Origin of the sequence: Brevibacterium sediminis, assembly GCF_024895295.1 — a bacterium.
In the GTDB taxonomy this organism is placed as follows: Bacteria; Actinomycetota; Actinomycetes; order Actinomycetales; family Brevibacteriaceae; genus Brevibacterium; species Brevibacterium sediminis.
Map to the genome: position 1 here is coordinate 25,929 of NZ_JAHQRN010000008.1, position 13,809 is coordinate 39,737.

Genomic DNA, 13,809 nt, shown 5'->3' on the forward strand with positions numbered 1-13,809 from the left:
GTGGGTGGAGCAGATCTGCTGTGCCGCAGTCTTCGCGGCTGTCCTCACACGGCGTTCGCGCTCTGGAGCTGTCTCACCCCGGCCGGAGCGCTGACGCGCAGAAGGAGCGCGAATGCCTGGTCGACGAGGATGGCGAGTACTGCGACCCAGATGGCACCGGCGACGACTCCTTCCATCCCGTAGGCGACCTGATTGAGGATGACATCGCCCAGACCACCGCTGCCGGCGATCGTAGCGATGGTCGCCGAGCTCACCGTCAACACTGCGGATGTACGGATGCCCGCGATGATCATCGGCAGCCCCAAGGGTAGTTCGACCTTGAGGAGCACCTGTCCGGGTGACATGCCCATGCCGCGAGCGGCGCGAGTGAGGTCGCGGTCGATCGAGTCGACGGCCTGGAAGGCGTAGCTGAGGATCGGCGGAAAGGCGAGCAAGAATAGAGCGATCATCGCGTTGAGCATGCCGATGCCCACGAACCCGATGAGGATCGCGATGAGCGCGAGGCTGGGCAGCGCACGACCGATGTTTGTCACACTCACAGCGAGGAACTCGCCGCGGTGGGCATGGCCGAGCCAGACGCCGATGGGCACGCCGAGGACGATGGCCGCAAGCAGCGGGATGAGACTGATGACCAGATGATCACCGGTCTTGGCCAGCAGCAACCCTACGTTGTCGATCATGAAGGGGAATGCCCCGAAGACGACGTCCATCAGCTCCTCGCTTTCGTCCATGGGGTGAGCCCTCTGCCCAGCAGCACGAGCAGACCATCGAGCGCGAATGCCAGCAGCACGGCAAGGGCTCCGGCTCCGACGAACTGCGTATTGAATGGTGACGACACTGCTTTGATGATCGGAGATCCCAGACCGTCATCGACGACGAAGGCAGCGATCGTGGCGATGCTCACCGTGAGTACGGTGGCGATGCGCACCCCGGAGATGATCGACGGCAGTGCCAGGGGCAACTCGACCTTGAACAGCACTTGGTTGCGGTTAAGCCCCATGCCGGTCGCGGCCCTGCGCACGTCATCGGGGACTCCGGAGAGTCCGACGAGGACTGCCTGGAAAATGATGACGAGGGTGAAGCACACGAGCGCGATCTCGACTGTCAGCAGGCTCAGCCCCGTGAAGGGCACGAGCAGCTGGAACAGGGCCAGCGGCGGCAGGGTGTAAAGGAAGGTCGCGGCCATGCCGATGGGTCCCGCCAGCCACTTCTTCCGGTAGGCCAACAGCCCGGCGAAGAAGGCGATGACGAATCCGATCAATACGGCGATGGCAACCATGACGATATGGCTGAGCAGCGGGGGCCAGAAGACCGTCGACCATTGGCTGATGAACCAGTCGGTGCAGAATGCTCCGTTGTTGATCACACAATCAGAGGCCTGACCGTAGTCGGGGATGGCGGGATCGCCGGCGGGGGCGAAATCGCTCATGTTCTCACGCCTTTCCGATCCTCTCTGGCAGCGGGCGGTGCAATGAGATCGTGCAGGCTCACCTCGCCGAGGCGGTTGCCGCCTTTGTGGATGATGGCCCCCTCCGCCCGAGCAGCGGAGACTACAGACAGTGCTTCGCGCAGAGTCATTGTGGCCTCAACGTCGGGCCACTGCGCCGTCTCAGCACTCGCTCGGTCGCTGCGGTCGGGAACGATCTCGCCGACCGTCGTCAGCGCCAGACGTTTGAGTCCGCGCTCGGATCCGAGGAACTCGGCGACGAAGTCATCGGCCGGGTTCGACAGCACCTCGGACGGCGTGCCGAACTGAGCGAGTTTGCCGCCGGGCTTGAGGATGGCGATCCGGTCCGCCATCTTGATCGCCTCATCGATGTCATGGGTGACGAACAGCGTCGTCTTGCCCACCGCACGGTGAATAGCGAGGAATTCGTCCTGCACTGCGACCCTCGTGATCGGGTCGAGGGCACCGAAAGGTTCGTCCATGAGCATGACCGGCGGGTCGGCGGCGAGCGCCCGGGCTATGCCCACGCGTTGCTGCTGGCCACCGGAGAGTTGAGCCGGGTAGCGCGACAGCCAGGTCTCGACTGGGCTGAGCCCGACCAGTTCGAGCAGCTCGGCCGTGCGCGTACGGATACGCTCTTTGTCCCAGCCGAGGATGGTAGGGACTGTGGCGATATTGTGGGCAACCGTGTAATGGGGGAAGAGGCCGGACTGTTGGATCGCGTAGCCGATGGTCCGCCGCAGTTCGATGGCTGACTGGTCGCTGATCGAGCGGTCGCCGATGCGGATGTCGCCGCTGGTGAGATCGACGAGTCGGTTGACCAGCTGTAGGGCTGTGGTCTTTCCCCCGCCGGAGGGTCCGACGAGGCAAACGAGTTCTCCAGCCTCGACCTCAAGATCGAGAGCGTCGAGAGCGGGCGCGGGCGCGCCTGGGTAGGTCTTCGTAGCTCGGTCAAAGGTGATCGAGGTTCCTGTGGAGTGCTGGGTCATTTCACATCATTCCGTTCTCGTCGAGGAACTCCTTCGCCACCTGTGCCGGATCGAGCCGGTTGATGGCGGAGGCCTCGTTCATCGCCTGGATCGCTTCCAGGGTGAGCAGTGACTGCAGTTCGTCGAGGAACTCAGAAGCATCGTCATCGAGCTCGGCGAAGGTGTCGTCACGGATGAGGGGGACGACGTTCTGGAATCCGAAGAGCTTCGCGTCATCTTCGAGGACGACCAGATCGCTGCGCAGCAGCTGCGGGTCGGTCGTGAAGACGTCTGCTGCGTCGATCTCTCCTCGCTCGATAGCCTGGTAATTGAGCCCGATGCTCAGCGTTTTGAGTTTCATGTTCTCCAGCCCGTAGGTCTCCACGATGCCTTCGTAGCCCTGGCCTCCAGTGACATTGTCGGGGTAGGTCGAGTAGGTGAAGTCGCCGATCCCTTTGAGGTCGGACACGGTCGTCAGATCGTGCTGATCGGCGAAGTCTCGCCGCACAGCGATCGCGTTCTTATTCTCGAACGGTGTCGCCTCGAGCATCGTCACTTGGTTGTCTTCAGCCCACGTCTGTGCGAGATCGTACGTCTGCTCAGCGGAGTCCATGAGTTTCTCTTCCCCCATGAAGCTGACGACCATGACTCCGGTGTACTCGGGGTAGAGGTCGATCTGCCCCGAGAGCAGAGCCGTGCTGATGATGTCGCTGGAGCCGACGTTCGTCTTGAGATCGACGGTGTAGCCGAGGTTCCTCAACCCCTGAGCGTAGAGCTCGCCCATGATCCAACTCTCAGCGAATCCCTTCGACCCGACGGTGATCGGCCTTGTGCTCTTCTTCGCCCCCGACTGGTCACTGAGCTGACTGCCGGTGCATCCGCTCAGTGACGCGGCGGTCACTCCGAGCGCCCCGAGACCCAGCAGACCTCTGCCGAGCCCGATCAGCGTCTGCCGTCTGTCGACATGTCGAATTTGTTCGAATGCGACCATTCCGCCTCAGTTCAGATGGCGAGGGATGCTCGCCGAGGTGGTTCGAGTGTGGAATGGCTCCCCATCGAGGTAGGCGACGAGTTCGTTGGTGACGACGAAGTTCTTCGCGTCACCGCGCATCGTCGATCGAGTGCGCAGTTCGACGTCCCACCCCGAATCGACTGCTGCGTTGTCTGCAGCCTGCGCGTGGTTCGCCCCGATCTCCAGTGCCGGGCGCCGGTAGATGATCGTTCTTTCACACGTCGCCACAGGAGACTGCGGGTCGTTCTCACTGCGTGAGTAGGAGTCTCGTTCGTTGGTGTAGTAGAAGAGGCCGTCGCTGAGGTCGGTCTGCCAATCCTCGGTCACCGTGGTCACGGTGGCGTTGCGACCGACGAGGTCCCAACTCAGCTCACGGGTCATCGGCGCACCGCCTGCGTCGATGACGGACACCGGTGGGGTCGGCGGGGTGCCCAACTGTGCGGTCACCTCGGCGGTGGTACGGGCGTCGTCGTCGACGTAGGCCACAGTGCGGATGGGCAGTGTCAGCTCGGGAGCTGAGTCGACGGTGATGAGTGTGGTTTCCGGCGAGGGCCAGAGGTTGGGCCAGAAACTCGCGGAGATGCTCAAGCGAAGCCGATGCCCCGGAGCGAACCGGTGCGCTGTGGCCAGCAGCGGGAAATCGACGGTGAGAGGAGTTCCCGGCGTGAGCGGTTCGGGGGTCTCGTGGCTCGAATGATGGGCGAGGTTGAACAGTCCTAGCGTGACCAGGCGTGAGCTGCCGTCGGGAGCGACATCGCACAGACGAGCCGCGATGACTCCTCGATCATGATCGGAGGTGAGCGTCGCTCGCATGGTCGGTGTGCCGACGATCTCCAGACCGTTCTCGACCTCCCAGTCGCAGGTGTAGGACCGAGCATCGTCCGCGGCCTGGTCTCCTGCCATCCCGGCGGGTTCGCCGAACTGCAGCCAGCTTCCTCCCTGGAAGCCCAGCAGCGAGGTGGAATCGAGCGGGGTGTGGTCGGAGATCGTCGCTTCGGAGGCGGGCATCACTGTGTCCGCGATCTGCGGGCTCGGCCAGGTCGCCTCGGCGATCCATCGTCCCGGACGGTGCTCACGGTCGGAGTGGATCGGGGTGCTGTCGGGAACATAGGCGCGCAGCTGCGGTTGTTCGTCAATGCCGTTGTCAATCCCGCTCATCCACTTGTCCCACCACCGGACCGCTTCGGAGATGAAGTCGATGCCGGGGCCAGGAGCGGCCTGGTGGGGATAGTTGTGGGCCCAGGGTCCCAGCAGGGCGTGGACCGGTGGCGCGGCGGAGTCTGCCTCACGCCGACGATTGGCGTTGTCCATGAGGCGGAACAGTGTTGTCCGGTATTCGTCGAGCAGTCCGCCGACGGCCAATATGGGAACCTCGATGGCGTCAGGTGTCTCGCAGACGGATGCGTGCTTCCAGTAGTCGTCACGTCGTTGGTTTCCGAGCCAGTCCTCAATGTTGACGGGAGCTTCGTCAATGCGTCGCTTCCAGTCATCTTTCCAACCGTCGACCATCACCGCGGGGTCTTGGGGGCGGGCGTTGTACGCCCACATCGTCGAGGCCCAGGAGAGCATCTGGTCACCGACGATGGCTCCGCCGTTGTAGTGAACGTCGTCGGCATAACGGTCATCGGTGGAGCAGATGGTGATGACGGCGGCGAGTTCCGGCGGTTGCAGTGCGGCAAGCTGCAGGCCGTTGAATCCGCCCCACGACTTGCCGATGACGCCGACTTTGCCGTTGCACCAGTCCTGTGCGGCGATCCATTTGAGTACTTGCAATCCGTCGTCGAGTTCCGTCGCCGAGTACTCATCGGTCATGACACCGGTCGAGTCGCCGCAGCCGCGAAGATCGACACGGACACTGGCGTAGCCGGCGCGGGCGAACTCAGGATGGATCGTGTCATCGCGACCAGCGGTCATGTCGTTCTTGCGGTAGGGAATGTACTCGAGAACAGCGGGAACAGCATCATCACCGAGATCATCGGGCAACCAGACTCGAGCAGCGAGTTCAACCCCATCACTCAAAGTGATGCGTGTGTGTTTGATGATTCGAACCGGTCGAGGATCGTCGCGGTAACGATCGGCCGGGGCGAGCGATTCGGTGTGGGTGTCGTCGGGGAGTGCAGAGTTCTCAGTATTCGATGACATGGCATGGCAGTCTACGGACACTCCTGCACAGCCGTTCAGTTCGCTCAAAGGCTGAGATATGGCTGACAATATTTTCCCTGGCCAGCACCCTGAGGCGACACCTTCTTCGAACTGGCCCACAGCTCCTGGTGGGCGACGTCATTTTGCCCGCCGTCCGTAAGCACGGCGGCCGAGCGCTGAGCGGGAGTCCCTGCTCAGCGCCCAGCCCCTGTTGTGCCTGGAATCTTGCCGCCGCTGCGACACCCGTCCTCCGTGAACCGAGGGTGCTGCTCTGATCAGATTCGGGCCCGATCGGCGATTGCTCCATCGACGAACGCCGTATATTCCAATGGTTTGTCGATGAGGTGACCGTCGGCGATGCCCTGCTGCCAGCGCGCATAGGATTCGGCGTTGATCCGAGCCGTCTCCCACATCCCCCAGCCGCGCAGCTCATCGACGTGGGCAACAAGATCGGCCGGATTCGCCTTCGGGAACGTTCTTTCGAGGAATCCGGAGAGCTCGGAGGCCTCGTGCGCCTTCAACCATTGGGTGGCCCGGTCGAGTGCACGAACGAAACCCACCTTGGCGTCGGTTGAGGGTCCGTTCGTCGGGTCGCTGTAGTACACGCTCCACGGCACCGGACCACCGGACTCCGCGAGACAGGTGACGATATGGGCGACGCCCTGTCGCTTCAGTCGAGTCGCCGTGACCGGATCAATGAGAAGATAGTCTCCCATTCCTCCGCTGAACAGCTCTGCAAGCATCGCGCCCGAAAGGTCCTGGACGAAATTCACCGCATCGACATCGACGCCGGCCTCAGTCATGACGAATTTGAGGAAGATCCCCGGGCTGGAACCGTTGCTGCCGGGCATGAGGACCGTCGTCCCTTCAGTCTTCATGTAGTCGAATTCTTGGTCTGGCGCATGAGCCATGAGCACGAGCGGGCACCGGGCGGACACCTGTGCGAAGGGTTCGTAGACGTGCCCGCGGTCGCGGTACATCGAGGGCACCCAGATACCGCCTAAAGCCGCCTGCGAATCACCGTTGTTGATCTCATCGAGGACGAGTGTCCAGGGATCAGGGACGATCGCATCGACGCTCAGCCCCTCCTCCTCGAAATATCCGAATTCGACCCCGAGGTACTCGGGCAGGTAGTTGACGCTATGACCGGTGGCTGCGATGCGGAATTTCTCCATGGGTGTTTCTCCTTATCGATCTTCTGTGGTGTGGTTGCTGAGTTTGTCCGCGAGGGACTCGTCAGCGGTATGTTCCCCGACGGTGGGCCCGTCGGGGGCGAGATCACTGTTGGTCTTCGGTACGGGGTTCACCGGCCGGGTTGTCAGCCTCCTCATTGAGTTCTTCGAGACTCAGTCCTGCTGTCTCCGGGCCGAACCGGGAGGCCAGCAGGGCGAGGAGATAGAGCGCGCCGACGGTGGCGAAGATAGCCGAGAGTCCCCAGGCGTCGAAGATGAACCCGGCGACGGGTGTCATGATCACGGCTCCGAGCCCGCCGATGGATTTGACGACACCGGTGCCGAAGCCTCGGATACGGGTGGGGAACAATTCGGGAAGCCACGCCCAGACGGTGGTGTTGAGCATGAGGATGAAGAACTGGAACAGCGCTCCCAGCCCCAGCACCGTAGGGGTCGTCGTCGCAAAGATGCCGAAGGCGATTGCTGAACAGGCGGCACCGATTGTGCTCAACGCGATCACAGACCTGCGTTTGAACCTCGAACCGATGACTGCGGCAGTGAGCGCGCCGAGGAGGCTGCCCGCCTGCATCACCGCCGTGTAACCGACGCCGGCGACGATGCTGAAGCCTTGGGACACGAGGATCGTGGGCATGAGGGTGAGGATCGAGATCTGCCCGGCCGTGAGCATGAAATAGGTGGTGGAAACCGCGATCGAACGACGGCGCAGTCGGGCAGAGAAGATCTCGGAGATACGCACTTTCTCCGGGCTCAGCCCGATGGCCCCAGGCTTCTCGATGAAGCGCGTCACCGGGATTGACCTGCCTCGTGGAACGAGTCGTCCGTTTTTGAGAATGGTCAGGGTCCGGTTGCATTCGTCGATGCGGCCCTTCGCCAGAAGATAGCGCGGGGTTTCGGGCAGGTAGCGCCGGAAGACGACGATGAGCACGACGGGCAGAACGAGGAACCCGAACAGCCATCTCCAGGTGTTCTCCGAGGAACCGAGCAGAGGGGCGAGGCTTCCGAAGATGAGCATCCCGTAGAGCGGGGCGAGGAAGTTGCCGATACCACCTCCAGCCACGTTGAGAGTGGAGACCGCGGCGGCGCGGAAACGAGTCGGACTGAACTCGGCGAGCATCGTGATCGCCGTGGACAGTTCCCCGCCGAGCCCGAGGCCGACGATTGTGCGGAAAACGAGCAGGAGACCGAAATTCGGTGCCAATGCGCAGAGCAGTGCTCCGCAGGCGTAGACGACGAGGTTGACGGCGAGGACGTTTCTGCGCCCGAAGCGGTCGGCCAGCGCCCCTGAGACGATTCCGCCGACTGTCATCGCGAAGAACGTCGCCGAGTTGAGGAGGCCGATCTGTCCGGCTCCGATGCCCCAGCTCTCCTGTAGTGCCGGGCCGACGAGTCCGACCGCGTTCTGTTCGATGACGTCGAAGAAGACGCCGAACACGACGAGGAGGAGGATGAGTTTATGGGAGCGCGTGAATCCCATGGTGTCGATGGTGTCCGCGAGTGTGCGGCTGGCGCGAAGCCCTTCGGCCTCGCTTCGCTCGGGTTGTGAGGAGGTGAACGTCATTGTTGCTCTCCGATCTACAGAGGGTGAAGAAGGCGGCAGTGCCGCACTCGGGAGGGCTGGGGCGCACAACCGCTGGTCGTGCGCCCCAGCCGGCGGGGCTCGGCGGGCGAGCCTCAGCCGGTGATGCGGAAGGTTTCAAGCGGGGTGTGGCAGCTGAGGTTCTCGAATCCGTCCTCGGTGACGAGGTAGCAGTCGCCGATGTTCGCACCCGACTTGAGCGGATCGAGCCATTGGGCGTGGAGGACCATGACCATGCCCGGTTCGAGGACATCGGTGTTGTGTGAGGTGACTTTGAACTTGAAGGCGGCGATTCCGTCTTTCCCGATCGAATGTCCGAGGTTCGGGTTGTGCGGACCTGCGACCGGCGGGTAGACGTGCAGGAGGCGGCGACCCTGCTGCTCGTAGTCGACGTCGGCAACGTATTCGTCAGGGATCCGGCGAGCCGAACCATCGTCCATCGGTGCCCAGTTGTACGGCATCGTCGCCGTTTCGGTGCTCTGCAAGTAACCATGCTCGAGGTAAGTGCCGAAGGCGGCTTCGTGAAGTTCGCTCACCTGTACTCCCGGGGCGATGAGTGCGGACGCACGTTCGACCGCCTCGGTGCACATGGCCAGAGTCTCCTCCTGCACGGAGGTCACCTCCCCCACCGCCATCATGCGCGCCGTCTGTGCGGTATACCCGTGATACGGGATGGCGGAGAAGTAGAAATTCACGAGGTCGCCGTCTCTCAGGTGGTGTCCGTAGGGCTTGCCGCAGTGTGTGCCCCACTGGTTGACCCCGATCTGATACCCGTCGCCGGATTCCCCGCCCCGAGCCAATTGGGCGAAGGTCACGGCGGCGTAGAGCTCGAAGTCGCTGACACCACGCGCGGCGACGTGGCAGGCGGCCTGGTAGCCGATGTCGATTAACTGCGCGGAGGTGCGAATCTGGGCCTGCTCCGCCTCGGTCCTCACCCGCTGCATGCGCAGAATGACATCGGTGCGGTCACGGAAGCCCGCCCCTGGCAGGCCTACACTCAAGCTCGCCCAGAGTCCACCGGAAGAGGCATCGCCGATCGTTCCGCATTGCGCGCGTTCGAAGCCGAGGTCCTTGAGCAGACCGACGGTGTCTGCGACGAGTTGCGCACTCGAACGCCCGGGACGTCCGGCGTATTCGCGGCCGAAGGCGCCGACCTGCCAGATCGCTTCGACACCGATCGGCTCTCCCGGGGGTGGGAGCAGAACGGATTCCGTGAAGAATGAGAGCAGATGGATGCCCTGCGCAGGATCGGTGGGGATGACGAGGACACCCTCACGCGGCCAGTCGCAGGCGTAGCGGAGGAAGCCGTTGGTGGTCGTGTATCGCCCGGCTCCGCCGGCGTGGATGAGCACGAGATCGTCACCGGCGACCATTGCCTCACGACGAATGCGACGCAAACGGTCGGCGAATTCCTCTTCGGCGATCGGTGGAGCCGGTTCGAAGTCGAAGTCGGGTTCGAATCCAGTCAAGAGATTTTCGTAACGTGCTGAGTTCACCAGCGGGTCCTTCCTAGTCGGGGAATGTCATATCGTCAATGTTGTTTGTTGCCACGGTTGTTCGTCGTCACTGTCGCTTTTCTCCCTCGCCTGCCGACGAGGAGCGGAGCGTTGAGAATTGTCAGCTCATGGCTTCTCCTTTCAGTTCGTTGACCTCCTCGAGGGACCGGCCTCGGGTCTCCGGCATCGTGCGGGAAGCGATGAAGGCGATCGCAAGGAATACGGAGATCATCACGAAGATCGGGACGAGTCCTGCCGCGTCGAAGATCGCACCGGCCACGGGCGGCATGATCACTGCCCCGAGCGTGCCCACCGATTTCGCCGCACCGACGCCGAAGGCGCGGATCCGGGTGGGGAACACCTCGGGGTACCAGGCGTAGAGGGTGGTGCTGAGCAGGATCATGAAGAACTGCAGGACACTGCCGAAGATGAGGACCAGGGTGAGCGTTCCGAAGAGTGTGCCGAAGGCGATTGCGGAGAGCGCCGCTCCGAGAAGGGCGATGCCGATGACCGTCCGTCGATTAACATATCGGCCGAGCACGGTCGCGGCCACGGCGCCCAGGACACTGCCGGACTGCATGACCGCCGTGTAGCCGATGCTTCCGATGACGGTGTAGCCCTGGTGGACGAGGATGGTTGGCATGAGGACGAGGATCGAGGTCTGGCCGCCGATCTGCGCGAAGGTCATGATCGTCAGGGCAATTGCACGGGAGCGCCAGGGGCGGGCGAGGAGCTCCGAGAGTCGGATTCGTTCGCGGCGAAGGCTCATGCGCGCATCCGTGTCGAAGAACTGTTCGGACTCGATCACCTTGGTGCGGGGAACGAGCCTGCCTTGCTTGAGCAGGGTGAGCGATCGGTTGCATTCGTCGATGCGCCCTCGAGAGAGGAGGAAGCGCGGCGTTTCGGGCATATAGCGACGGAACACCGCGACGAGGAGGACTGGGAGAACGAGGAAGGCGAACACCCAGCGCCAACTGTCGGTGCCGGCTGCGATGAGCATCGCCCAGGGTCCGAGCACGAGCATCCCGTAGAGCGGGGCGAGGAGATTGCCCAGTCCCCCTCCCGCGATGTTCATCCCAGCGACCGCGCTGCCTCGGTGCTTCGTCGGACTGTATTCCGACATGATCGTGATCGCGGAACTCAGCTCCCCGCCGAGGCCGAATCCGACGAGGGCGCGTGCCGCCAGCAAGAGGCCGTAGTTCGGTGCGAGTGCGCAGAGAAGTGCGCCCGCGCCGTAGATGAAGAAGTTGATCGTCAGCATCGTCTTACGCCCATAGCGGTCAGCAAGAACTCCCGAGAGGAGCCCGCCGATCATCATCGTGAAGAACGTCGTCGAAGTGAGTAGGGCGATCTGGCTGGTACTGATTCCCCAGTCCTCTTGGAGGACCGGGCCGATGATCCCGATCGTGTCCTGTTCGAGGATGTCGAAGAAAACCCCGGAGGTGGTGAGCAGGAAGAGGATCTTGTGGGCCTTGGTGAACTTCATGCTGTCCATCACGGAGGCGAGCTTCGCCTCCATGGCCTTCATGACACCGAAATCTTCCGTGCGTGCGTTGTCTACTGGTGGCATTGTCGAATGAGCTTTCGTGAGGTGGGTGTGCGTTCCTGTGATCGGTCATGCAGAGGCGGTATCGCGCGGGATGCGCAACGGCCAGCTAATCGATCTCTGTGGGCATGCTGTTGCCCGCGGGATCTGGTAATTCGACGCGCGAGAGGGTGTATCTCGTTATCGATATTCGTGCAGTGTCCGAACCGGCTATTGGGGCGCAGGAGCGCGGAGTGCACGTTTACGGCTGTCGAGTAACTTGCCCGCTGCGGCACTGCAGCAGAATCGCAGCCGAGTCGTTTCAATCTCGGACCTTCTGAATGTTTGCGCGACCGTCCTCGGATTCCTCCCCGTGGGGACGGGCAAGGGGCTTCGTGCCGGTGAATCGGGCAGGGCGCTCGGTAGAGCTCCCGTTTTCATCCATCGCAACGGTGCGACGGATCTTCTAAGCGCGATCAGGCTGAAGCAACTCACGGGGAGGGCTCTGTCTACGTGGCCCTGCACGCAAGGCATCTATCTGTTTGTCTCCCGCCACCGGACCGCCCGATGGGCCCGAGCTTTTGGACCGCTAAGAAGTCTGAGGGTCGGACGTGACTTGCGAAAGCTCCGGTTCGAGAGCCGGCATTCGCCGAAGTCCTGGAGTTCCGAGCTAGGGCGACGAAGAATCAATTAGAGTTCGCCCGACCTTTATCAGGCGCCCTAGTCCGGTTTGGGCGAAGCCCTAGAGATGCGCGCCGTCCAGATGCTCGAGGCCGATGGCGCATAAACATACGGCGGGTCTCTACTCTTGCAAATCAGACTACAGACAAGCATCTTCGGTCATCCTCCATTGGTGATCCAGCACTCTCAGATTACCAATTATTATTGGTCTTGCCAAGTTTTATTGGCTCCAGAATGGAGAAATGACCGACAAGCCCGCGAGCAGCCCAGAATGGGCGGAGTTCGCGCGTCAGCTCGGTATCAATCTGCGCAGGGCAAGGGCCGCGATAGATCTCACCCAGGAAGAGACCGCTGCGATAGCTGGCATCTCGCTCTACGCGTATCAGCAGTATGAACGAGGCCGCACGATGAGCGGCCAAGGATCCGCAACCAATCCTCGGCTCGCGACGATTCTGGCCATTAGCCAGTCACTCAGGACGAACCTTCAGGACCTCCTCCCAGAGTCTCCCGATCTCACCGTTCGCTAAATCCTTAACCAACGGCCGCGAGCTATTTTGCCCCTCGACATAACTCGACTCGATTGAGGGTTAAAATTGTGGTCGCACCGCTCGGACAACTCGAGCATCGTGATGAACTTGCGCCTACAGGACTGCCTGTCGAGGGCGGACCGCAGTAGTTGGAAACTTCGCGCTCGGTGAGAACTTGGCAGACATGCCTTGAAAAGGGAACACCAAAGCTGTCTCTTCACGTGGATGCGGTACACGAGCCGATCTCACCCGCGGTTACTATTGGGACCATTACCGTGTGACCTGACAGAGGAAGTGGGACTGCCATGGCCAAGCTGACGAAGATGGTCTCTGCCATCGGTTCTCTCAAGGACCTCAACGCCGCCCGTGCCGAGTTCGATGACGCGTCGAAGACCATTCCCGCCGAGTCGGCTTTTCCACCCGAAGATATCCGCCCAGCGGCGGACGATTCCCGCACTCTGATGCTTCGGGTGACGAATCCCGGAAACCTCGCCGAGGCGGCCCCGCAGTCATCGAGCCAAGGTGACATCTTCGCGGTCATCCATGTTCCCGCCGCCGGCGAGTTCGCCGCAGCCCTCGTTCTCAACCCCGCCACTCAGATTGAGGCCGGTCAGACCTTCGCGACCATTGCCGACGAGGGCGGGTGGCCCGTTGTCGTCGCCATGGTTGAGGAGTTCCTCGGCATCCGCATCGATCACATCGCACAGTTGGAGTCGGACGCTCTCGGGCGGGTCATTGACGAGCTCGATGGCCTGCAGGTCTACAGCCGCGCTGCGTTCAGTGCTGGCGGTACCGACTTCGTTGAGGGGACGAACAGCCTCGACGGAGCGACATCATCGATCTTCACCGCGACTGACCCGGTCGATGATGCCGGCCAGACGCGAACCCGTAACCAGCGTGCGGTCGTGCGCGCGCTCGTTCAGCGACTCAAGTCAGGCGGGTTGGTCAAGGACCCGAACAAGGGCGCGGCCGTGCTCGGACATTTCGCGTCGGGCATTCAACACAACGCGGAGCTCACGACGGGTGAACTCGTCAAGATCACCAACCGCCTCCGCACTCTGCAGACGGACGACATCGCAGTGGTCACCGTGCCCACGAAGTCGCGTCGCGAGGAAGATGGCACAGTCATCATCGATTTCGACCCCGAGGCGGTGCCGGCGCTCAAGAACGCTTTGGCCAGCAATGACCTCGCAGACTTCTTCCGGTACCTCGTCTCGTTGGGATATTAAGAGAGTACGTCGA

11 protein-coding genes are annotated in these 13,809 nt (G+C 62.3%); 2 read left to right on the forward strand and 9 right to left on the reverse strand.

From position 1 onward, the window contains the following. Nucleotides 1-44: 44 nt before the first annotated feature. The 9 genes from KTJ89_RS16420 to KTJ89_RS16460 form a co-directional block, all read right to left on the reverse strand. A complete protein-coding gene (locus tag KTJ89_RS16420) occupies nucleotides 45-731 on the reverse strand; it encodes an ABC transporter permease (RefSeq protein ID WP_259358502.1) in 687 nt (228 codons plus the stop codon). Continuing rightward, nucleotides 710-1,429: an ABC transporter permease gene (locus tag KTJ89_RS16425; RefSeq protein ID WP_139906871.1), complete on the reverse strand. Its 720-nt coding sequence runs from the start codon at nucleotides 1,427-1,429 to the stop codon at nucleotides 710-712. The genes KTJ89_RS16420 and KTJ89_RS16425 overlap by 22 nt, the downstream gene beginning before the upstream one ends. After that, on the reverse strand, nucleotides 1,426-2,436 hold the full coding sequence (locus KTJ89_RS16430; RefSeq protein ID WP_259358503.1) for an ABC transporter ATP-binding protein: 1,011 nt from the start codon (nucleotides 2,434-2,436) through the stop codon (nucleotides 1,426-1,428). Before KTJ89_RS16430 ends, KTJ89_RS16425 begins: the two co-directional genes overlap by 4 nt. A 1-nt stretch (nucleotide 2,437) precedes the next feature. Continuing rightward, a complete protein-coding gene (locus KTJ89_RS16435; protein WP_139906869.1) occupies nucleotides 2,438-3,406 on the reverse strand; it encodes an ABC transporter substrate-binding protein in 969 nt (322 codons plus the stop codon). A 6-nt stretch (nucleotides 3,407-3,412) separates the two neighbouring features. After that, nucleotides 3,413-5,569 carry a CocE/NonD family hydrolase gene (locus tag KTJ89_RS16440; protein WP_259358504.1) on the reverse strand — a complete coding sequence of 719 codons (2,157 nt, stop codon included), beginning with the start codon at nucleotides 5,567-5,569 and terminating at the stop codon, nucleotides 3,413-3,415. Between the two features lie 275 nt (nucleotides 5,570-5,844). Further along, a complete protein-coding gene (locus KTJ89_RS16445; RefSeq protein ID WP_259358505.1) occupies nucleotides 5,845-6,744 on the reverse strand; it encodes an ABC transporter substrate-binding protein in 900 nt (299 codons plus the stop codon). A gap of 103 nt (nucleotides 6,745-6,847) precedes the next feature. After that, on the reverse strand, nucleotides 6,848-8,236 hold the full coding sequence (locus KTJ89_RS16450; protein ID WP_259358506.1) for an MFS transporter: 1,389 nt from the start codon (nucleotides 8,234-8,236) through the stop codon (nucleotides 6,848-6,850). 197 nt (nucleotides 8,237-8,433) lie between these two features. Next, complete coding sequence (locus KTJ89_RS16455) at nucleotides 8,434-9,807, reverse strand: M24 family metallopeptidase (protein WP_259358507.1); 1,374 nt, start codon at nucleotides 9,805-9,807, stop codon at nucleotides 8,434-8,436. 148 nt (nucleotides 9,808-9,955) lie between these two features. Then, entirely contained in the window at nucleotides 9,956-11,404 is a 1,449-nt protein-coding gene (locus tag KTJ89_RS16460; RefSeq protein WP_259358508.1) for an MFS transporter, read from the reverse strand. A gap of 878 nt (nucleotides 11,405-12,282) precedes the next feature. Here KTJ89_RS16460 and KTJ89_RS16465 point away from each other — a divergent pair. Both KTJ89_RS16465 and KTJ89_RS16470 read left to right on the forward strand, forming a co-directional pair. Continuing rightward, nucleotides 12,283-12,567, forward strand: a complete 285-nt coding sequence (locus tag KTJ89_RS16465) for a helix-turn-helix domain-containing protein (protein ID WP_172172233.1) — start codon at nucleotides 12,283-12,285, stop codon at nucleotides 12,565-12,567. 305 nt (nucleotides 12,568-12,872) lie between these two features. Further along, nucleotides 12,873-13,796: an LCP family protein gene (locus tag KTJ89_RS16470; RefSeq protein ID WP_259358509.1), complete on the forward strand. Its 924-nt coding sequence runs from the start codon at nucleotides 12,873-12,875 to the stop codon at nucleotides 13,794-13,796. Nucleotides 13,797-13,809 lie beyond the last annotated feature (13 nt).